The organism is Chitiniphilus purpureus, from assembly GCF_025642115.1.
Lineage (GTDB): Bacteria > Pseudomonadota > Gammaproteobacteria > Burkholderiales > Chitinibacteraceae > Chitiniphilus > Chitiniphilus purpureus.
In genome coordinates this window covers 1,327,114-1,345,167 of sequence record NZ_CP106753.1, presented here as the reverse complement: position 1 = coordinate 1,345,167, position 18,054 = coordinate 1,327,114, and the positions used below count along the sequence as shown (strand labels likewise).

The window sequence follows — 18,054 nt, the reverse complement described above, 5'->3', positions numbered from 1 at the left end:
GTGTTACTCGACGATGCTGCCGCCGGCTGCTTCGATCGCCGCACGCGCACCCTTGGTGGCGGCGACGCCCTTCAGGGTGACAGCGCGCTCGATCTTGCCCGATGCGATCACCTTCACGGTCAGCGCATGCTGGCCGATCACACCGGCCTGCAGCAGCACGGCGAAGTCAATCTCGTTGACCGGCAGCGCATTCAGATCACCAAGGCGGACCTCGGCGCTCTTGCCCTTGGCCAGCGACACGAAACCACGCTTGGGCAGACGACGTTGCAACGGCATCTGGCCGCCCTCGAAGCCGACCTTGTGGAAACCGCCGGCGCGGGACTTCTGACCCTTGTGGCCACGACCGGCAGTCTTGCCGAGGCCGGAACCGATGCCGCGACCGACACGCCTCTTGGCGTGGGTTGCGCCGTCGGCGGGCTTGAGGTTGTTCAGTACGAGAGACATGTTAGCCCTCCACCTTCAGCAGGTAGCTGATCTTGTTGATCATGCCGCGGTTGGCCGGGGTGTCGATCACTTCGGCGGACGTGTTGAGCTTGCGCAGGCCGAGCCCGCGTGCGCACGCGCGATGCGATTCCAGGCGACCGATCAGGCTCTTAACGAGCGTCACTTTGATTTTCTTGGCGTCGCTCATTTACGCCTCCCCGAGGATTTCTTCAACCGTCTTGCCACGCTTGGCCGCGATGTCACCCGCGGTTTGGAGCTTGGCCAGCCCGTCCAGCGTGGCACGGACCACGTTGTACGGATTGGTCGAACCGTGGATCTTGGCGGTGACGTTGTGCACGCCCGCCACTTCGAACACAGCACGCATCGGGCCGCCGGCGATGATGCCGGTACCGTCCGGCGCCGGCTGCATGAACACGGTGGTCGCGCCATGGCGGCCGACAACAGTGTGCGGCACGGTACCGTTCTTCAGCGGTGCCTTGAACAACTTGCGACGGGCTTCGTCCAGTGCCTTCTGCACTGCAACGGGCACTTCCTTGGCCTTGCCCTTGCCCATGCCGACACGGCCGTCGCCATCGCCCACCACGGTCAACGCGGCAAAGCCGAGAATCCGGCCGCCCTTGACCACCTTGGTGACACGATTGACGCTCACCATCTTTTCGCGAAGGCCGTCGCTGCGATCTTCTACTTCGTTCCTAGCCATTTGATCACTCCAAATTAGAAGACGAGGCCGCCTTCGCGGGCAGCATCAGCAAGAGCCTTCACGCGACCGTGGTACTTGAAGCCGGAACGATCGAACGCAACTTGCTCGACACCGGCGGCACGGGCCTTCTCGGCGATACGCTTGCCGACCAGCACTGCCGCGTCGACGTTGCCGCCGTTCTTGATCTGGCCGCGTACATCGGCATCCAGGGACGAAGCCGCGGCCAGCACCTTGCTGCCCGTTGCATCGATGACCTGCGCATAGATGTGGCTGTTGGTACGGTGCACCGACAGGCGCACCACCTTGAGCTCCGCAATCTTGGCACGGGTTTTACGTGCACGGCGGAGTCGGGTCTCTTTCTTATCCATGATTCAGCCTCGATTACTTCTTCTTGGTTTCTTTCAGAACGACCACTTCATCCGAATAACGGACACCCTTGCCCTTATAGGGCTCAGGCGCGCGGTAGGAGCGGATTTCGGCAGCGACCTGACCAAGCAGCTGCTTGTCGGCAGCCTTGAGTACGATTTCGGTCTGCGTGGGGGTTTCCACCTTCACGCCGGCCGGCATCTTGTGCACAACCGGATGGGAAAAACCGAGGGTGAGGTTCAGCGAGTCGCCCTGGGCCTGCGCACGGTAGCCGACGCCAACCAGGTTGAGCTTGCGCTCGAAACCCTTGGAGACGCCATCGACCATGTTGTTGACCAGCGCGCGCAGCGTGCCGGACATCGCCCGGGCGGGCTTGCCGCCGTCACGTGCGGCAAACACCACCGCACCGTTCTCGATCTTCACTTCCACGTTGCTGCCAAGCGCCTGGCTCAGCGTGCCGTTCGGGCCCTTGACGGTGATTTGGCCGTCGGCAACCTTCACATCCACGCCAGCAGGGATGGCAACCGGATTCTTCGCTACACGAGACATCAGTTCACCTCATTACGCGACGATGCACAGAAGCTCGCCACCAACACCGTTGGCGCGCGCCTTGCGATCGGTCATCACCCCCTTGGACGTGGACAGGATCGCCACGCCAAGACCATTCATCACCTGCGGAATATCGGTGGCGCCCTTGTAGATACGCAGACCGGGCTTGGACACCCGCTCGATGCGCTCGATCACGGGGCGACCAGCGTAGTACTTCAATTCGATGGTCAGCTGAGGCTTGACATCCCCAGCGACAACGAACGACTCGATATAGCCTTCGTCCTGCAGCACCTTGGCGATCGCCACCTTCAGCTTCGAAGACGGCATGGTCACGGTGTTCTTTTCCGCGCGCTGTGCGTTGCGGATGCGGGTCAGCATATCGGCGATAGGATCATGCATTGCCATGTTTTATCTCTCCTTACCAGCTCGCCTTGACCATGCCGGGGATCTCACCCTTCATCGCCAGCTCGCGCAGCTTGTTACGGCCAAGGCCGAACTTGCGGAACACGCCGCGCGGGCGGCCGGTAATCGAGCAACGGGTACCGGTACGGACCGGGCTCGCGTTACGCGGCAATTGCTGCAGCTTGAGGCGTGCGGCAAAGCGCTCCTCTTCGCTGGCGTTCACATCGTTGACGACAGCCAGCAGCTTTTCACGCTTGGCCGCATGCTTGGCGACCGTAGCGCGGCGCTTTTCTTCGCGATTAATCAGTGCAAGTTTTGCCATGATCGCCTCAATTCTTGAACGGGAACTTGAAGGCGGCCAGCAGGGCGCGCGCTTCGTCGTCGGTCTTTGCGGTGGTCGTGATGGTGATGTTCATCCCACGCAGCGCATCGATCTTGTCGTATTCGATTTCCGGGAAGATGATCTGCTCACGCACGCCCATGTTGTAGTTGCCGCGGCCGTCGAACGACTTGGCCGAGATACCACGGAAGTCACGTACGCGCGGCAGCGCGACGGTGACGAGGCGATCCAGGAATTCGTACATGCGATTGCGGCGCAGCGTGACCTTGCAGCCGACCGGATAGCCATCGCGGATCTTGAAACCAGCGATCGACTTCTTGGCCTTGGTCACCACCACCTTCTGACCGGCGATCTTTTCCAGATCGCCCACGGCGTGTTCCATCACCTTCTTGTCGGCGACCGCCTCACCCACACCCATGTTGATGGTGATCTTCTCGATGCGCGGCACTTCCATCACCGACTTGTAACCGAACTGCTCAATGAGCGCCGGTACAATCTTTTGCTGGTAAATCTCTTGCAGACGAACCATGTTCTACCCCTCAGCCGCCGATCACTTCGCCGGTCGACTTGAAGACGCGAACCTTCTTGCCGTCCTCGAGGACCTTGAAGCCCACGCGATCGGCCTTGCCGGCCGCCGCATTGAAAATCGCCACATTGGACACGTGGACCGACAGCGTCTTTTCCACGATGCCACCCTGCTGGCCGCGCATCGGGTTCGGCTTCTGGTGCTTCTTCACCACATTGACGCCCTCGACCACGATGCGGTCTTCGGTCGGCAGAACACGCAGCACGGTACCGCGACGCCCCTTGTCCTTACCCGTGATGACGATGACCTCGTCACCCTTGCGAATCTTGTTCATCCCGTTCCCCTTACAGCACTTCCGGCGCCAGCGACACGATCTTCATAAAGCGCTCGGTACGCAGTTCACGCGTCACCGGCCCGAAGATACGGGTCCCGATCGGTTCCAGCTTGTTGTTCAGGAGCACGGCGGCATTGCCGTCGAACTTGATCAGCGAGCCATCGGCACGGCGAACACCCTTGGCGGTACGGACCACCACGGCGTTGTACACGTCACCCTTCTTGACACGGCCACGCGGGGCCGCATCCTTGATGCTCACCTTGATGATGTCGCCGACTGCCGCGTAGCGACGCTTGGAGCCACCCAACACCTTGATGCACATCACGTGACGCGCCCCGGTGTTGTCAGCAACCTCCAGCATGGATTGCATTTGGATCATGGAAAAACAACCTCCAACTTAATCTGCGAATGTTTCGGCAAAGACCGGAACGGTGCCCGGCAAAACCGGGCCAAGACGCAGCCAGTTTTGGACCCCGAAAGGGGAAAAACACGATGGGTGTGACCCCATCGCAAGACGGAAAAACGGGCATTGTACGAGAAGTACAATGCCCTGGCAAGTCGCCTGGTCCTATCAGTACCGCTTAGACCACACGTGCCTTTTCAACCAGCTCAGTCACCACCCACGATTTGGTCTTCGAAATCGGACGACCTTCCACAATCGTGACCAGATCGCCTTCGTGATACTGGTTGCTTTCATCGTGCGCGTGATACTTCTTGGAACGACGCATCACCTTGCCGTAGATCGGGTGCTTGACCAGATGCTCGACGAGGACGGTGACAGTCTTATCCATCTTGTCGCTGACCACGCGGCCAGTCAGCGTACGCTTCAGTTTCGCTTCGCTCATGTTACGCCGCCTTCTGAGCCAGGATGGTACGAACGCGCGCAATATCCTTGCGCACGCGCTTGATCTCGGTGTTCTTGGCGAGCTGGCCGGTAGCGGCCTGCATCCGCAGACCGAACTGCGCCCGCAGCAGGGCAGTCAGTTCGCTCTTGAGCTCGTCGACCGACTTTTGACGGAGTTCAGCAGCTTTCATCATTGCCCCACTTGACGAGTGACGAAGGTCGTACCGAACGGCAGCTTGGCCGACGCCAGGCGGAACGCTTCGCGAGCGAGTTCCTCATTGACGCCATCCAGCTCGTACAACACCTTGCCAGGTTGAATTTCGGCAACCCAGTACTCCGGGCTACCCTTACCGTTACCCATCCGCACTTCGGCCGGCTTGGTCGAGATCGGCTTGTCCGGGAACACGCGGATCCATACGCGGCCACCCCGCTTGATATAACGGGTGATGGCACGACGCGCGGATTCGATCTGACGTGCAGTCAGGCGGCCACGCGTTGTCGCCTTCAGGCCGAACGTGCCGAACGCGACACTGTTGCCGCGGGTGGCGATGCCGGTGTTGCGGCCCTTCTGGACCTTACGGAACTTGAGTCTAGTTGGCTGCAGCATTGCGAGGCCCCTTTCGTGCTTTACGCTGGGTTTCCGGCGCCGGTTCCGCGACCTTCTCGCCCGGCTTCACTTCGCCCTTGTATACCCAGACCTTGATACCGATGACCCCATAGGTGGTCTTGGCTTCGCTGGTCGCGTAGTCGATGTCAGCGCGCAGCGTGTGCAGCGGCACACGGCCTTCGCGATACCATTCGGTACGCGCGATCTCGATACCGTTCAGACGGCCCGCGGACATGATCTTGATGCCCTGGGCGCCCAGACGCATTGCGTTCTGCATCGCACGCTTCATGGCGCGACGGAACATCACGCGCTTTTCCAGCTGCGACGAGATGCTGTCGGCAATGATCTGCGCATCGATCTCGGGCTTGCGCACTTCCTCGATATTGACGTGCACCGGCACCTTGAGGATGTTCTGCAGCTCTTTCTTCAAGAGCTCGATATCCTCGCCCTTCTTGCCGATCACCACGCCCGGGCGGGCGGTATAGATGGTGATCTTGGCATTCTTGGCCGGGCGCTCGATGACGACGCGGCTGACAGCCGCGCCAGCGAGACGCTTCTTCAGGAACTCGCGCACCTCGATGTCTTCGGTCAGCATCTTGCCGAAATTACGGCTGTTGGCGTACCAGCGCGAGGCCCAGTTCTTGTTGACGGCGAGACGAAAACCCGTCGGATGAATTTTCTGACCCATTATCGCTCCTTAGTCGCCCACAGTCAGCGTGATGTGGCAGGTCTGCTTCTCGATGCGGTTGCCGCGGCCCTTGGCACGTGCGGAGAAACGCTTGAGGGACGGACCCTTGTCCACAAAAATCGTCTTGATCTTGAGGGCATCGATATCGGCGCCTTCATTGTGCTCGGCATTGGCAATGGCCGACTCGAGCACCTTCTTGATCAGGACTGCGGCCTTCTTCGGGCTGAAGGTCAGGATGTTGATGGCCTGCTCCACAGGCTTGCCACGAACCAGGTCTGCGACCAGCCGAGCTTTCTGTGCGGAGAGGCGAGCATTGCTCAGTACAGCGGATACTTGCATGTCTTCACCTTAGCGCTTGGCTTTTTTGTCCGCGGCATGGCCTTTGAACGTGCGGGTGAGCGCGAACTCGCCCAGCTTGTGGCCAACCATGTTTTCGTTCACGTAGACCGGAACGTGCTGCTTGCCGTTGTGCACGGCGATCGTCAGGCCGACGAAGTCCGGCAGAACGGTAGAACGACGCGACCAGGTCTTGATCGGGCGCTTGTCGTTCGACGCACGGGCAGCCTCGATCTTCTTGATGAGGTGCAGGTCGACGAACGGACCCTTCTTGACAGAACGTGCCATGTTCAATTACCCCTTGTTCGCAGGACGACGACGAACGATCATGCCGTCGGTACGCTTGTTGTTCCGGGTGCGATAACCCTTGGTCGGCTGGCCCCACGGGCTGACCGGCACACGGCCTTCGCCAGTCTTGCCCTCACCACCACCATGCGGGTGATCGATCGGGTTCATCGCGGTACCACGCACCGTCGGACGGATACCCAGCCAACGCTTCGCACCGGCCTTGCCGTACGAGCGCAGGTTGTGCTCTTCGTTGCCCACTTCACCCAGGGTGGCGCGGCAATCGATGTGCACCTTGCGGATTTCACCCGAACGCAGACGCAGCTGGGCATAGGCACCTTCGCGCGCCAAGAGCTGCACCGAGGCACCGGCCGAACGCGCGAGCTGCGCACCCTTGCCAGGCTGCAGTTCAACGCAATGGATGGTCGAACCGACCGGGATATTGCGGATCGGCATCGCCGAGCCGACCTTGATCGGCGCTTCCGGACCGGACAGCACGGTGGCACCGGCCTTCAGACCCTTCGGGGCGATGATGTAGCGGCGCTCGCCATCGGCGTAGCACAGCAGCGCGATGTTGGCGGTGCGGTTCGGGTCGTATTCCAGACGCTCGACCTTGGCCGGAATGCCATCCTTGTTGCGCTTGAAGTCGATCACGCGGTAGTGCTGCTTGTGACCGCCGCCCTTGTGCCGGGTGGTGATCACGCCGCGGTTGTTGCGGCCGGCGGTCTTGCTTTGCGGCTCGAGCAACGGTGCGTACGGGGCACCCTTGTGCAGATCCGGGTTCACCACCTTGACAACGGCGCGGCGACCGGCGGACGTCGGTTTTACTTTAACCAATGCCATTTTCAAGTCTCCTTATTGCGCGGCTGCAAGATCGATTTCTTGACCCGGAACCAGGCTCACATAAGCCTTTTTCCAGTCCTTGCGCGAACCGGTGAAACGACCGAAGCGCTTGGACTTGCCCTTGACGTTCACCACGGTCACACCTTGGACCTTGACCTTGAACAGCAGCTCGACCGCTGCCTTGATCTCGCCCTTGGTCGCATCGGTGGCGACGCGGAATACGATCTGCTCGTTCTTGTCGGCCACCAGCGTGCTCTTTTCGGAGACGATGGGCGCGCGCAGCACCTGCAGCAGACGGTTTTCAGTAAATTGCGTCATGCGTAGATCTCCTCGAGAGCCTGGAGCGCATCGCGGGTCAACACGAGCTTGTTGAAGCGCACGAGGCTGACCGGATCGACTTGGGAAGGCTCGAGCACGAGCACGTTCGGCAGGTTGCGGGAGGCGAGATACAGGTTCTCGTCCAGCTCACGCGTCACGATCAGTGCCGAATCGAGCTTGAGCGCGTCCAGCTTCTGCACGAAGGCCTTGGTCTTCGGTGCTTCGAGCGTGAACGAATCCACCACGACCAGACGATCTTCACGCACCAGCTGCGACAGGATGGTCGCAATGCCGGCGCGATACATCTTGCGGTTGACCTTCTGGCTGAAGTTCTCGTCCGGGCTGCTCGGGAAGGTCTTGCCACCACCACGCCACAGCGGCGACGAGCTCATACCGGCACGGGCACGGCCCGTCCCTTTCTGGCGCCACGGCTTCTTGGTGGTGTGCTTGACGTCGGCACGCCCTTTCTGAGCGCGATTCCCGCTACGGGCGTTGGCGAAGTAGGCGGTGACCACTTGGTGCACCAGCGCTTCGCTGAAATCGCGGGCAAACAGGGCGTCGGAACCGGCGACGGCGGCTTGCGCCTCGCCATTTGCATTAATGACCTTCAGTTCCATCATGCACCTGCCTTGACGCTCGGACGAACGACCACGTCGTTGCCCTTGGACCCCGGAACCGCGCCCTTGACGAGCAGCAATTGGCGCTCGGCATCGACGCGAACCACTTCAAGGTTCTGCACGGTGGACTTCACGTTGCCGTACTGACCCGCCATGCGCTTGCCCGGGAAGATGCGACCCGGATCCTGCGCCTGACCAATGGAACCCGGCGTATTGTGCGAACGCGAGTTACCATGGGATGCACGGTTGGAACTGAAGTTGTGGCGCTTGATGACGCCGGAGAAACCCTTACCCTGCGAGGTGCCGGTGACGTCGACCAGCTGGCCTGCCGTGAAGAGCTCGACGGACAAAGCCGAACCGGCCTTCAGCTCGGCCAGCTTGTCCGCGGCAACACGGAACTCGACCAGGGCCAGACCGGCTTCGACGCCCGCCTTGGCAAAATGGCCAGCTTCCGCCTTGTTGACACGATTGGCCTTCTTGGCACCGAAGGTGACCTGGACGGCTGCATAGCCGTCGGTTTCTACGGACTTGATTTGCGTGACGCGATTGGCAGACATGTCCAGCACCGTCACCGGAATGGACGAACCATCCTCGGCAAAGACGCGGGTCATGCCGACTTTGCGACCGACAAGACCTAAGCTCATAGTTATTTCCTTTTCAGGGCCGATTACGATTGATCGGCAAATAACCAACTAAAAATAAAGGGGCTTGCCGTCACAAGAACGGCAAGCCCGCGATACTACCACAGCTTTTTCTTTCGCCGCAAACACTTAGCGCGTTTGCCGTCGAGCGTTACTGCAGCTTGATCTCCACATCGACACCAGCCGGCAGATCCAGCTTCATCAGTGCATCGACGGTCTTGTCGGTGGGATCGACGATGTCCATCAGACGCAGATGGGTACGGATCTCGAACTGGTCGCGCGAGGTCTTGTTGACGTGCGGCGAACGCAGTACGTCAAAACGCTCGATCTTGGTCGGCAGCGGAACCGGCCCCTTGACCACGGCGCCGGTGCGCTTGGCGGTCTCGACGATCTCCTGGGCGGAGCGATCGATCAGCGAGTAGTCAAACGCCTTCAGGCGAATGCGGATTTTCTGGCTTTGCATTGCAATTTCCTCGCTTACTCGATGACTTTGGCGACGACGCCGGCGCCGACGGTACGGCCACCTTCGCGGATCGCGAAGCGCAGACCCTGTTCCATCGCGATCGGCGCGATTAGCGACACCGTCACTTCCACGTTGTCACCCGGCATCACCATCTCGGTGCCCGCCGGCAGCTCGACCGAACCGGTCACGTCCGTGGTCCGGAAGTAGAACTGCGGACGATAGCCGTTGAAGAACGGGGTGTGACGACCACCCTCTTCCTTGCTCAGCACGTACACCGAACCCGTGAACTTGGTGTGCGGCGTGATCGAACCCGGCTTGGCCAGCACCTGGCCACGCTCGACTTCTTCACGCTTGGTGCCGCGCAGCAGCGCGCCGATGTTGTCGCCAGCCTGGCCCTGGTCCAGCAGCTTGCGGAACATTTCCACGCCGGTGCAGGTGGTCTTGGTGGTCGGCTTGATCCCGACGATCTCGATTTCCTCGCCCACCTTGACAATGCCACGCTCGACACGGCCGGTCACCACGGTGCCGCGACCCGAGATCGAGAACACGTCTTCGATCGGCATCAGGAACGGCAGGTCGATCGCCCGCTCCGGCTGCGGAATGTAGCTGTCCAGCGCCTCGGCCAGACGGAAGATCGCCGGCTCACCGATCTCGGACTGGTCACCTTCCAGCGCCTTCAGCGCGGAACCCTTGATCAGCGGAATGTCGTCGCCCGGGAAGTCGTACTTGGACAGCAGGTCGCGCACTTCCATTTCGACGAGCTCGAGCAGTTCGGCGTCGTCCACCATGTCGCACTTGTTCAGGAACACGATGATGTACGGCACGCCCACCTGGCGGGCCAGCAGGATGTGTTCGCGGGTTTGCGGCATCGGACCGTCAGCGGCCGAGCACACCAGGATCGCGCCGTCCATCTGTGCCGCGCCGGTGATCATGTTCTTCACATAGTCAGCGTGGCCCGGGCAGTCGACGTGGGCGTAGTGGCGGGTGGCGGTTTCGTACTCGACGTGCGCGGTGTTGATCGTGATGCCGCGGGCCTTTTCTTCCGGCGCGCTGTCGATCTGGTCGTAGCCCTTGGCTTCACCACCGAACTTCTTGGACAGGATGGTGGTGATGGCGGCGGTCAACGTGGTCTTGCCGTGGTCGACGTGACCGATCGTGCCAACGTTGACGTGCGGCTTCGTCCGCGTGAACTTTTCTTTTGCCATTGCTGTATTCCTTATTCGTTAACCATTACTTCTTGTTGGCGATGATGGCGTCGGCGACGTGCTTCGGCGCTTCCGAGTAGTGCTTGAATTCCATCGAGTAGGTGGCGCGACCTTGCGACATGGAGCGCAGGGTGGTCGAGTAGCCGAACATTTCCGACAGCGGTACTTCCACCTTGATCATCTTGCCGCCGGCCGGGTTGTCATCCATGCCCTGGATGATGCCGCGACGGGACGAGAGATCACCCATGATGTCGCCCATGTACTCTTCCGGCGTTTCGATTTCCACGGCCATCATTGGCTCAAGGATCACCGCACCGGCACGGCGCATCGCTTCCTTGAAGGCAATGGAGCCCGCCAGTTCGAAGGCGATCTGCGACGAATCGACGTCATGGTACGAACCGAAGGTCAGGCGCACGGTTACGTCCACCACCGGGAAGCCGGCCAGCACGCCAGCCTTCAGCGTGTTCTGGATACCCTTGTCCACCGAAGGGATGAATTCGCGCGGAATCACGCCACCCTTGATTTCATCGATGAACTGGTAGCCCTTGCCTTCGCCGGACGGCTCGAGCGTGATCGTGCAATCGCCGTACTGACCCTTACCGCCGGACTGCTTGGCATGCTTGCCCTGCACGTCCTTCACGGTCTGGGTCACGGTTTCGCGGTAGGCCACCTGCGGCGCGCCGACGTTGGCTTCCACGCCGAATTCGCGCTTCATCCGATCGACCAGGATCTCCAGGTGCAACTCGCCCATGCCGGAAATGATGGTCTGGCCCGATTCCTCGTCGGTCCGCACGCGGAACGACGGATCTTCCTTGGCCAGACGGTTCAGCGCCACGCCCATCTTTTCCTGGTCGGCCTTGGTCTTGGGCTCGACGGCCACATGGATCACCGGCTCCGGGAACACCATGCGCTCGAGAATGACCGGATGATCCGGCGAGCACAGGGTTTCACCGGTGGTGACGTCCTTCAGGCCGATACCCGCGGCGATGTCGCCAGCCAGAACCTCATCGATTTCCTGACGTTCGTTGGCGTGCATCTGCACGATACGACCGATCCGTTCCTTCTTGTCCTTGACCGAGTTCAGCACCGAGTCGCCCGACTTCACCACGCCCGAATAGACGCGGAAGAAGGTCAGCTGACCGACATACGGGTCGTTCATCAGCTTGAACGCCAGCGCCGAGAACGGGGCCGAATCCGACGCTTCACGCGTGGTCGGCTGCTCCTTCTCATCGGTACCCTTGACCGGCGGGATGTCGACCGGCGACGGCAGGAATTCGATCACGGCGTCGAGCATGCGCTGCACGCCCTTGTTCTTGAACGCGGTGCCGCACAGCATCGGCTGGATTTCGCAGGCGATGGTGCGCTGACGCAGCGCCTGGACGATCTCGGCCTCGGAGAGGTCACCTTCTTCCAGGTACTTGTTCATCAGCTCTTCGGTGGCCTCAGCCGCCGATTCGACCATCTTTTCGCGCCACTCCTGGGCGGTCGCCTGCAGTTCGGCCGGGATATCCCGGTATTCGAACTTCATGCCTTGCGAGGCTTCATCCCAATAGATGGCCTGCATCTTCAGGAGGTCGACCACACCGACGAAGCCGTCTTCGGCACCGATGGGGATCACCACCGGAACCGGATTGGCCTTCAGTCGGGTCTTCATCTGCTCGACGACGCGGAAGAAGTTGGCGCCCTGGCGGTCCATCTTGTTGACGAACGCCAGACGCGGCACCTGGTACTTGTTGGCCTGACGCCACACGGTTTCCGACTGCGGCTGCACGCCACCAACCGCGCAGTACACCATGCAGGCGCCATCCAGCACGCGCATCGAACGCTCCACCTCGATGGTGAAGTCCACGTGCCCCGGGGTGTCGATGATGTTGAAGCGGTGCTCCGGGAACTGGAGGCCCATGCCCTTCCAGAAGGTGGTGGTCGCAGCGGAGGTGATGGTGATGCCGCGCTCCTGCTCCTGCTCCATCCAGTCCATGGTGGCAGCGCCGTCGTGAACCTCACCAATCTTGTGGTTCACACCGGTGTAGAAAAGGATGCGCTCGGTCGTGGTGGTCTTGCCAGCGTCAATGTGAGCGGAAATACCGATGTTGCGGTACCGCTCAATGGGGGTCTTACGAGCCACGGTTGTTTCCTTAAGCGTTGTGCATTAGAAGCGGTAGTGGGCAAACGCGCGGTTTGCTTCCGCCATGCGGTGCACTTCGTCGCGCTTCTTCATCGCACCGCCACGGCCTTCGGCCGCATCGAGCAATTCACCAGCCAGACGCAGATCCATCGACTTCTCGCCACGCTTGCGGGCCGCGTCACGCAACCAGCGCATCGCCAATGCCAAACGACGGCTGGGACGGACTTCGACCGGCACCTGGTAGTTCGCGCCACCGACGCGGCGACTCTTCACCTCGACGACCGGCTTTGCGTTGTTGATGGCGGTGGTGAAGATTTCGATGGCGTTCTTGCCGGTCTTCTTCTCGATCTGGGCGAGGGCGCCGTACACGATGCCTTCGGCAACGGCCTTCTTGCCGTCGATCATCACCACGTTCATGAACTTGGTCAGTTCGGTGGAGCCGAACTTGGGATCCGGAAGCACTTCACGCTTCGGGACTTCTCTACGTCTTGGCATGGTTCTCTAATCCTTGATATGTCATTCAGTCGGGGCATCGCGCCCCACGGCCGTCCAGCGGGACGACCACTTACTCGACGGCGCCACTGATGCGGCCTGCCGCCGTAGCGTGCCGGGCTTACGCCTTCGGACGCTTGGCACCGTACTTGGAACGGGCCTGCTTGCGATCCTTGACGCCGGCGGTATCCAGCGAACCGCGCACGGTGTGGTAACGCACACCAGGCAAGTCCTTCACCCGGCCGCCGCGGATCAGCACCACGCTGTGTTCCTGCAGATTGTGGCCTTCACCGCCGATGTACGAAATCACTTCGAACCCGTTGGTCAGACGCACTTTGCACACTTTACGCAACGCGGAGTTCGGCTTCTTCGGCGTCGTCGTATACACACGGGTGCATACGCCACGCTTTTGAGGGCAGGCTTCGAGCGCGGGAACCTTGCTCTTGGCCACTTCCTTCTCACGGCCCTTGCGGACCAGTTGGTTGATGGTTGGCATTGATTCAACTTCCTCAGTTTGAAACCCCCCGTTGCCGGGGGACCTGTTTGCTGCGCCGGAAAAAAAACGGTTACCGACGCCCCAAATGAAGCGGGCGACACCCGGAAAGCCGGGTGTCGCCGAAAAAGACTCGGGATTTTAAGAAAATCAAGCCCTTGCCGTCAAGTCAGCTGCGTCAGAACGTCTCCTCGCTGCTGACGGTGGCGGCTTCTCCGGCCTGCACCTCCTCGCCCAGATCGAACAAGTTGGCGCTGCCTTGATGCTTGCGGCTGCGGTGATAGGCCAGACCGGTACCGGCAGGGATCAGACGACCGACGATCACATTCTCCTTCAGACCGCGCAGATCATCGACCTTGCCCATGATGGCGGCCTCGGTCAGCACGCGCGTGGTCTCCTGGAACGACGCCGCCGAGATGAACGAATCGGTCGACAGCGAAGCCTTGGTGATCCCGAGCAGCACGTTGTCGAACTTGGCCGCTTCCTTGCCCTCGGCCACCAGCTTGTCGTTGGCGATCAGCACTTCGGCACGCTCGACCTGTTCACCCTGGATGAACTCGGAGTTGCCCGGATCAGAGATGACCACGCGCCGCAGCATCTGCCGCACGATCACTTCGATGTGCTTGTCGTTGATCTTCACGCCCTGCAGCCGGTACACCTCCTGCACTTCCTGGACGATGTAACGTGCCAGTTCCTCGATGCCCTGCAGACGCAGGATGTCATGCGGATCGATGGCGCCGTCGACGATCATTTCACCGCGGTTGACCACCTGCCCGTCGTGCACCATCACGTGCTTTTCCTTCGGGATCAGGTATTCATGCGGCGTGCCGTCCGGATCGGTGATCACCAGACGCTGCTTGCCCTTGGTCTCCTTGCCGAAGCTGATGGTGCCGGTGACATCGGCCAGCATGCCGGCATCCTTGGGCGAACGCGCCTCGAACAACTCGGCCACGCGCGGCAGACCGCCGGTAATGTCGCGAGTCTTGGCCGATTCCTGCGGAATCCGCGCCAGCACTTCACCCACGCCGACCTGCTGGCCGTCCTTCACCGTGATGATGGCGCCCGGCTGGAAGCCGATGGTGACCGGGGTCTCGGTGCCGGTGAGCCTGACTTCGTTGCCACGCTCGTCGAGCAGCTTGACCAACGGCCGCACGCCCTTGGAACCGGCCTTGCTCTTGGCGTTGATCACCACCAGGGTCGACAGGCCGGTCACGTCGTCCACCTGCTTGACGACAGTGATGCCTTCCTCGACGTTCTCGAACTTCACCTGACCGGCGTACTCGGTGATGATGGGGCGCGCGTGCGGATCCCAGGTGCCGAGCACGGTGCCGGCCTTGACCGCGTCGCCGTCCTTCACCAGCAGCGTGGCGCCGTACGGCACCTTGTGCCGCTCACGCTCGCGCCCTTGGTCGTCCAGCACCAGCACTTCGGCCGAACGTGCGATGACCACCGGCTCGCCCTTCACGTTGGTGACGTAGCGCATGTTGGCGCTGTAGGCGATCCTGCCGTTGGACTTGGTTTCGATCTGGCTGGCTGCCGCAGCCCGCGACGCCGCACCACCGATGTGGAAGGTCCGCATGGTCAGCTGGGTGCCCGGCTCGCCGATCGACTGCGCGGCGATGACGCCGACCGCTTCGCCCGAGTTGACGAGGTTGCCGCGGCCCAGATCGCGGCCGTAGCACCTGGCACACAGGCCATAACGGGTTTCGCAGGTGAGCGGCGTGCGCACCTTGACTTCGTCCACGCCGATGCCATCGATCTTCTCGACCAGCTCTTCGGTCAGCATCATGCCGGCTTCGATCACCGTTTCCTGGCTGGCCGGGTCGATGATGTCCACCGCGGCCACGCGCCCCAGAATCCGGTCGCGCAGTGCTTCGATCACATCGCCACCCTGCACCACGGCCTTCATGGTCACGCCGTGCTTGGTGCCGCAATCGTCCTCGGTCACCACCAGATCCTGCGTCACGTCGACCAGACGACGGGTCAGGTAACCGGAGTTCGCGGTCTTCAACGCGGTATCGGCCAAGCCCTTGCGGGCGCCGTGGGTCGAGTTGAAGTACTGCAGAACGGTCAGGCCTTCGCGGAAGTTGGTGGTGATCGGCGTCTCGATGATCGAGCCGTCCGGCTTGGCCATCAGGCCCCGCATGCCGGCCAGCTGACGGATCTGCGCTGCGGAACCCCGCGCGCCCGAGTCGGCCATCATGTAGATCGAGTTGAACGACTCCTGGTCGACTTCCTTGCCTTCGGCATTGACGACCTTTTCCTTGCCCAGGTGCGCCATCATGGCCTTGGCGATCTGGTCGCCAGCGCGACCCCAGATGTCAACGACCTTGTTGTAGCGTTCGCCCTGGGTCACGAGACCGGCGGTGTATTGCTGCTCGATCTCCTTCACTTCGGCGTTGGCGGCCGCCAGCAGTTCGGCCTTTTCCTTGGGTACCAGCATGTCGTCGACGCAGATCGAGATGCCGCCGCGGGTCGAGTAGCTGAAGCCGGTGTACATCAGCTGGTCGGCGAACACCACGGTGTCCTTGAGGCCGCAGCTGCGGAACGAGGCATTGATCAGGCGGCCGATCTCCTTCTTCTTCAGCGCCTTGTCGATGTAGCTGAAGTCAAGACCTCGCGGCAGGATCTCGGAGAGGATCGCGCGGCCGACCGTGGTGTTCTTGCGCACCAGACGGCTTTGCCAGTCACCGCTGTCGTCCTTGTACCACTCCTTCAACCGCACCGAGATGCGGGTCTGCAGCGTGACCGCCTTGCTGGCGTAGGCGCGGTGCACTTCGGCCACGTCGGCAAACGGCGTTCCCTCGCCACGCGCGTTGGTTGCCTCGCGGGTCATGTAGTAGAGGCCGAGCACGATATCCTGCGACGGCACGATGATCGGCTCGCCGTTGGCGGGCGACAACACGTTGTTGGACGCCAACATCAGCGTGCGCGCTTCCATCTGCGCTTCCAGCGACAGCGGCACGTGGACGGCCATCTGGTCACCGTCGAAGTCGGCGTTGAACGCCGCGCAGACCAGCGGATGCAGCTGGATCGCCTTGCCTTCGATCAGCACGGGCTCGAATGCCTGGATGCCGAGGCGGTGCAGCGTCGGCGCACGGTTCAGCAGCACCGGATGCTCGCGGATGACTTCTTCCAGGATGTCCCACACCACCGCTTCCTGGGACTCGACCATCTTCTTGGCCGCCTTGATGGTGGTGGCAAGGCCCAGTACCTCCAGCTTGTGGAAGATGAAGGGCTTGAACAGCTCCAGCGCCATCAGCTTGGGCAGGCCGCACTGATGCAGACGCAGGTACGGGCCCACCGTGATCACCGAACGGCCGGAGTAGTCGACGCGCTTGCCCAACAGGTTCTGACGGAAACGGCCGCCCTTGCCCTTGATCATGTCGGCCAGCGACTTCAGCGGGCGCTTGTTGGCACCGGTCATCGCCTTGCCGCGACGGCCGTTGTCCAGCAGCGAATCGACCGATTCCTGCAGCATGCGCTTTTCGTTGCGCACGATGATGTCGGGCGCACGCAGTTCCAAGAGACGCTTCAGGCGGTTGTTCCGGTTGATGACGCGGCGATACAGGTCGTTCAGATCGGACGTGGCGAAGCGGCCGCCATCCAGCGGCACCAGCGGACGCAGTTCCGGCGGCAGTACCGGCAGCACATCCATGATCATCCACTCAGGCTTGATGCCCGAGCGCTGGAACGCCTCCAGCACCTTCAGGCGCTTGGCGATCTTCTTGATCTTGGTGTCGGAGCCGGTCGATTCCAGCTCCTGGCGCAGGGTGGCGATCTCCTGGTCGCTGTTGAGGCTCTTGAGCAGTTCGCGCACGGCCTCGGCGCCCATCATCGCGACGAATTCGTCGCCGTATTCCTCGACCTTGTTGAAATAGTCGTCCTCGGTCAGCAGCTGGCCGCGGTTGAGCGGGGTCATGCCCGGCTCGATCACGATGAACGCTTCGAAGTACAGCACGCGCTCGATATCGCGCAGCGGGATGTCCAGTACCATGCCCAGCCGGCTCGGCAGGCTCTTCAGGAACCAGATGTGCGCGACCGGGCTAGCCAGCTCGATGTGCCCCATGCGCTCGCGGCGCACCTTGGACAGCGTCACCTCGACGCCGCACTTCTCGCAGATCACACCGCGGTGCTTCAGGCGCTTGTACTTGCCGCACAGGCACTCGTAGTCCTTGATCGGGCCGAAGATGCGGGCGCAAAAGAGGCCGTCGCGCTCGGGCTTGAAGGTACGGTAGTTGATGGTTTCCGGTTTCTTGACTTCGCCGTACGACCAGGAACGGATCTTCTCGGGCGAAGCGAGCCCGATCTTGATCGCGTCGAATTCTTCGTCCTGCGTGACTTGCTTGAAGAGCTCGAGTAAGCCTTTCATTGAATCTTTCTCCTGTGAGGGTGAGGAGTCAGGTGTGAGGCGCCCGCGTCGGGACACCCCTCAC

The 18,054-nt window shown here is 61.5% G+C and carries 26 protein-coding genes; all 26 read right to left on the bottom strand.

What is annotated here, in order from left to right; translation table 11 throughout:
* Positions 1 to 3 precede the first annotated feature (3 nt).
* Entirely contained in the window at positions 4 to 444 is a 441-nt protein-coding gene (gene rplO / locus N8I74_RS06025; protein WP_263125953.1) for a 50S ribosomal protein L15, read from the bottom strand.
* A gap of 1 nt (position 445) precedes the next feature.
* A complete protein-coding gene (gene rpmD, locus N8I74_RS06020; RefSeq protein WP_263125952.1) occupies positions 446 to 631 on the bottom strand; it encodes a 50S ribosomal protein L30 in 186 nt (61 codons plus the stop codon).
* Positions 632 to 1,144, bottom strand: coding sequence for a 30S ribosomal protein S5 (gene rpsE / locus N8I74_RS06015; RefSeq protein WP_263125951.1), 513 nt, complete (start codon positions 1,142 to 1,144; stop codon positions 632 to 634).
* Between the two features lie 14 nt (positions 1,145 to 1,158).
* The gene (gene rplR / locus N8I74_RS06010; protein ID WP_263125950.1) at positions 1,159 to 1,512 is read right to left on the bottom strand and encodes a 50S ribosomal protein L18; all 354 of its coding nucleotides are present in this window, start codon (positions 1,510 to 1,512) and stop codon (positions 1,159 to 1,161) included.
* A gap of 13 nt (positions 1,513 to 1,525) precedes the next feature.
* The gene (gene rplF, locus N8I74_RS06005; RefSeq protein WP_263125949.1) at positions 1,526 to 2,059 is read right to left on the bottom strand and encodes a 50S ribosomal protein L6; all 534 of its coding nucleotides are present in this window, start codon (positions 2,057 to 2,059) and stop codon (positions 1,526 to 1,528) included.
* Between the two features lie 12 nt (positions 2,060 to 2,071).
* Positions 2,072 to 2,464, bottom strand: coding sequence for a 30S ribosomal protein S8 (gene rpsH, locus N8I74_RS06000; RefSeq protein ID WP_263125948.1), 393 nt, complete (start codon positions 2,462 to 2,464; stop codon positions 2,072 to 2,074).
* Between the two features lie 13 nt (positions 2,465 to 2,477).
* On the bottom strand, positions 2,478 to 2,783 hold the full coding sequence (gene rpsN, locus N8I74_RS05995) for a 30S ribosomal protein S14 (protein ID WP_263125947.1): 306 nt from the start codon (positions 2,781 to 2,783) through the stop codon (positions 2,478 to 2,480).
* A gap of 7 nt (positions 2,784 to 2,790) precedes the next feature.
* Complete coding sequence (rplE, locus tag N8I74_RS05990; RefSeq protein ID WP_263125946.1) at positions 2,791 to 3,330, bottom strand: 50S ribosomal protein L5; 540 nt, start codon at positions 3,328 to 3,330, stop codon at positions 2,791 to 2,793.
* 10 nt (positions 3,331 to 3,340) lie between these two features.
* Positions 3,341 to 3,661 carry a 50S ribosomal protein L24 gene (gene rplX / locus N8I74_RS05985; RefSeq protein ID WP_263125945.1) on the bottom strand — a complete coding sequence of 107 codons (321 nt, stop codon included), beginning with the start codon at positions 3,659 to 3,661 and terminating at the stop codon, positions 3,341 to 3,343.
* 10 nt (positions 3,662 to 3,671) lie between these two features.
* Positions 3,672 to 4,040 carry a 50S ribosomal protein L14 gene (gene rplN, locus N8I74_RS05980; RefSeq protein WP_263125944.1) on the bottom strand — a complete coding sequence of 123 codons (369 nt, stop codon included), beginning with the start codon at positions 4,038 to 4,040 and terminating at the stop codon, positions 3,672 to 3,674.
* A 202-nt stretch (positions 4,041 to 4,242) separates the two neighbouring features.
* Complete coding sequence (gene rpsQ, locus N8I74_RS05975) at positions 4,243 to 4,506, bottom strand: 30S ribosomal protein S17 (RefSeq protein ID WP_263125943.1); 264 nt, start codon at positions 4,504 to 4,506, stop codon at positions 4,243 to 4,245.
* A 1-nt stretch (position 4,507) separates the two neighbouring features.
* The gene (rpmC, locus tag N8I74_RS05970) at positions 4,508 to 4,696 is read right to left on the bottom strand and encodes a 50S ribosomal protein L29 (RefSeq protein ID WP_263126722.1); all 189 of its coding nucleotides are present in this window, start codon (positions 4,694 to 4,696) and stop codon (positions 4,508 to 4,510) included.
* Positions 4,696 to 5,112: a 50S ribosomal protein L16 gene (gene rplP / locus N8I74_RS05965; RefSeq protein WP_263125942.1), complete on the bottom strand. Its 417-nt coding sequence runs from the start codon at positions 5,110 to 5,112 to the stop codon at positions 4,696 to 4,698. The genes rpmC and rplP overlap by 1 nt, the downstream gene beginning before the upstream one ends.
* A complete protein-coding gene (gene rpsC, locus N8I74_RS05960) occupies positions 5,096 to 5,800 on the bottom strand; it encodes a 30S ribosomal protein S3 (protein WP_263125941.1) in 705 nt (234 codons plus the stop codon). The genes rplP and rpsC overlap by 17 nt, the downstream gene beginning before the upstream one ends.
* Before the next feature lie 9 nt (positions 5,801 to 5,809).
* Entirely contained in the window at positions 5,810 to 6,139 is a 330-nt protein-coding gene (gene rplV, locus N8I74_RS05955; RefSeq protein WP_263125940.1) for a 50S ribosomal protein L22, read from the bottom strand.
* Positions 6,140 to 6,148: 9 nt separating this feature from the next.
* Complete coding sequence (rpsS, locus tag N8I74_RS05950) at positions 6,149 to 6,424, bottom strand: 30S ribosomal protein S19 (protein ID WP_263125939.1); 276 nt, start codon at positions 6,422 to 6,424, stop codon at positions 6,149 to 6,151.
* Between the two features lie 6 nt (positions 6,425 to 6,430).
* Positions 6,431 to 7,264 (bottom strand): 50S ribosomal protein L2, encoded by an 834-nt coding sequence (rplB, locus tag N8I74_RS05945; protein ID WP_263125938.1) that lies wholly within the window; start codon positions 7,262 to 7,264, stop codon positions 6,431 to 6,433.
* Between the two features lie 12 nt (positions 7,265 to 7,276).
* Complete coding sequence (rplW, locus tag N8I74_RS05940; protein WP_263125937.1) at positions 7,277 to 7,582, bottom strand: 50S ribosomal protein L23; 306 nt, start codon at positions 7,580 to 7,582, stop codon at positions 7,277 to 7,279.
* Positions 7,579 to 8,199 (bottom strand): 50S ribosomal protein L4, encoded by a 621-nt coding sequence (gene rplD / locus N8I74_RS05935; protein ID WP_263126721.1) that lies wholly within the window; start codon positions 8,197 to 8,199, stop codon positions 7,579 to 7,581. The genes rplW and rplD overlap by 4 nt, the downstream gene beginning before the upstream one ends.
* Positions 8,199 to 8,843, bottom strand: coding sequence for a 50S ribosomal protein L3 (rplC, locus tag N8I74_RS05930; RefSeq protein ID WP_263125936.1), 645 nt, complete (start codon positions 8,841 to 8,843; stop codon positions 8,199 to 8,201). The genes rplD and rplC overlap by 1 nt, the downstream gene beginning before the upstream one ends.
* Positions 8,844 to 8,991: 148 nt before the next feature.
* Positions 8,992 to 9,303: a 30S ribosomal protein S10 gene (rpsJ, locus tag N8I74_RS05925; RefSeq protein WP_263125935.1), complete on the bottom strand. Its 312-nt coding sequence runs from the start codon at positions 9,301 to 9,303 to the stop codon at positions 8,992 to 8,994.
* 14 nt (positions 9,304 to 9,317) lie between these two features.
* Positions 9,318 to 10,508, bottom strand: coding sequence for an elongation factor Tu (tuf, locus tag N8I74_RS05920; protein ID WP_263125923.1), 1,191 nt, complete (start codon positions 10,506 to 10,508; stop codon positions 9,318 to 9,320).
* Between the two features lie 25 nt (positions 10,509 to 10,533).
* Positions 10,534 to 12,633, bottom strand: a complete 2,100-nt coding sequence (fusA, locus tag N8I74_RS05915) for an elongation factor G (RefSeq protein ID WP_263125934.1) — start codon at positions 12,631 to 12,633, stop codon at positions 10,534 to 10,536.
* 24 nt (positions 12,634 to 12,657) lie between these two features.
* Positions 12,658 to 13,128: a 30S ribosomal protein S7 gene (rpsG, locus tag N8I74_RS05910; RefSeq protein WP_263125933.1), complete on the bottom strand. Its 471-nt coding sequence runs from the start codon at positions 13,126 to 13,128 to the stop codon at positions 12,658 to 12,660.
* 118 nt (positions 13,129 to 13,246) lie between these two features.
* Positions 13,247 to 13,621 carry a 30S ribosomal protein S12 gene (gene rpsL, locus N8I74_RS05905; protein ID WP_263125932.1) on the bottom strand — a complete coding sequence of 125 codons (375 nt, stop codon included), beginning with the start codon at positions 13,619 to 13,621 and terminating at the stop codon, positions 13,247 to 13,249.
* A 175-nt stretch (positions 13,622 to 13,796) separates the two neighbouring features.
* Entirely contained in the window at positions 13,797 to 17,990 is a 4,194-nt protein-coding gene (gene rpoC, locus N8I74_RS05900) for a DNA-directed RNA polymerase subunit beta' (protein WP_263125931.1), read from the bottom strand.
* Positions 17,991 to 18,054 lie beyond the last annotated feature (64 nt).

What these genes read in the sequence shown, in the direction of transcription:
- rplE (WP_263125946.1), bottom strand. Translation starts at nt 3,330, where the DNA reads ATGGTTCGTCTGCAAGAGATTTACCAGCAAAAGATTGTACCGGCGCTC.
- rpsH (WP_263125948.1), bottom strand. Translation starts at nt 2,464, where the DNA reads ATGGCAATGCATGATCCTATCGCCGATATGCTGACCCGCATCCGCAAC.
- rplR (WP_263125950.1), bottom strand. Translation starts at nt 1,512, where the DNA reads ATGGATAAGAAAGAGACCCGACTCCGCCGTGCACGTAAAACCCGTGCC.
- tuf (WP_263125923.1), bottom strand. Translation starts at nt 10,508, where the DNA reads ATGGCAAAAGAAAAGTTCACGCGGACGAAGCCGCACGTCAACGTTGGC.
- rplN (WP_263125944.1), bottom strand. Translation starts at nt 4,040, where the DNA reads ATGATCCAAATGCAATCCATGCTGGAGGTTGCTGACAACACCGGGGCG.
- rpsN (WP_263125947.1), bottom strand. Translation starts at nt 2,783, where the DNA reads ATGGCAAAACTTGCACTGATTAATCGCGAAGAAAAGCGCCGCGCTACG.
- rpsG (WP_263125933.1), bottom strand. Translation starts at nt 13,128, where the DNA reads ATGCCAAGACGTAGAGAAGTCCCGAAGCGTGAAGTGCTTCCGGATCCC.
- rpoC (WP_263125931.1), bottom strand. Translation starts at nt 17,990, where the DNA reads ATGAAAGGCTTACTCGAGCTCTTCAAGCAAGTCACGCAGGACGAAGAA.
- rpmC (WP_263126722.1), bottom strand. Translation starts at nt 4,696, where the DNA reads ATGAAAGCTGCTGAACTCCGTCAAAAGTCGGTCGACGAGCTCAAGAGC.
- rplD (WP_263126721.1), bottom strand. Translation starts at nt 8,199, where the DNA reads ATGGAACTGAAGGTCATTAATGCAAATGGCGAGGCGCAAGCCGCCGTC.
- rplO (WP_263125953.1), bottom strand. Translation starts at nt 444, where the DNA reads ATGTCTCTCGTACTGAACAACCTCAAGCCCGCCGACGGCGCAACCCAC.
- rpsC (WP_263125941.1), bottom strand. Translation starts at nt 5,800, where the DNA reads ATGGGTCAGAAAATTCATCCGACGGGTTTTCGTCTCGCCGTCAACAAG.
- rpsS (WP_263125939.1), bottom strand. Translation starts at nt 6,424, where the DNA reads ATGGCACGTTCTGTCAAGAAGGGTCCGTTCGTCGACCTGCACCTCATC.
- rpsQ (WP_263125943.1), bottom strand. Translation starts at nt 4,506, where the DNA reads ATGAGCGAAGCGAAACTGAAGCGTACGCTGACTGGCCGCGTGGTCAGC.
- rpsJ (WP_263125935.1), bottom strand. Translation starts at nt 9,303, where the DNA reads ATGCAAAGCCAGAAAATCCGCATTCGCCTGAAGGCGTTTGACTACTCG.
- rplW (WP_263125937.1), bottom strand. Translation starts at nt 7,582, where the DNA reads ATGACGCAATTTACTGAAAACCGTCTGCTGCAGGTGCTGCGCGCGCCC.
- rplF (WP_263125949.1), bottom strand. Translation starts at nt 2,059, where the DNA reads ATGTCTCGTGTAGCGAAGAATCCGGTTGCCATCCCTGCTGGCGTGGAT.
- rplP (WP_263125942.1), bottom strand. Translation starts at nt 5,112, where the DNA reads ATGCTGCAGCCAACTAGACTCAAGTTCCGTAAGGTCCAGAAGGGCCGC.
- rpsL (WP_263125932.1), bottom strand. Translation starts at nt 13,621, where the DNA reads ATGCCAACCATCAACCAACTGGTCCGCAAGGGCCGTGAGAAGGAAGTG.
- rplV (WP_263125940.1), bottom strand. Translation starts at nt 6,139, where the DNA reads ATGCAAGTATCCGCTGTACTGAGCAATGCTCGCCTCTCCGCACAGAAA.
- rpmD (WP_263125952.1), bottom strand. Translation starts at nt 631, where the DNA reads ATGAGCGACGCCAAGAAAATCAAAGTGACGCTCGTTAAGAGCCTGATC.
- rplB (WP_263125938.1), bottom strand. Translation starts at nt 7,264, where the DNA reads ATGGCATTGGTTAAAGTAAAACCGACGTCCGCCGGTCGCCGCGCCGTT.
- rplX (WP_263125945.1), bottom strand. Translation starts at nt 3,661, where the DNA reads ATGAACAAGATTCGCAAGGGTGACGAGGTCATCGTCATCACGGGTAAG.
- rpsE (WP_263125951.1), bottom strand. Translation starts at nt 1,144, where the DNA reads ATGGCTAGGAACGAAGTAGAAGATCGCAGCGACGGCCTTCGCGAAAAG.
- rplC (WP_263125936.1), bottom strand. Translation starts at nt 8,843, where the DNA reads ATGAGCTTAGGTCTTGTCGGTCGCAAAGTCGGCATGACCCGCGTCTTT.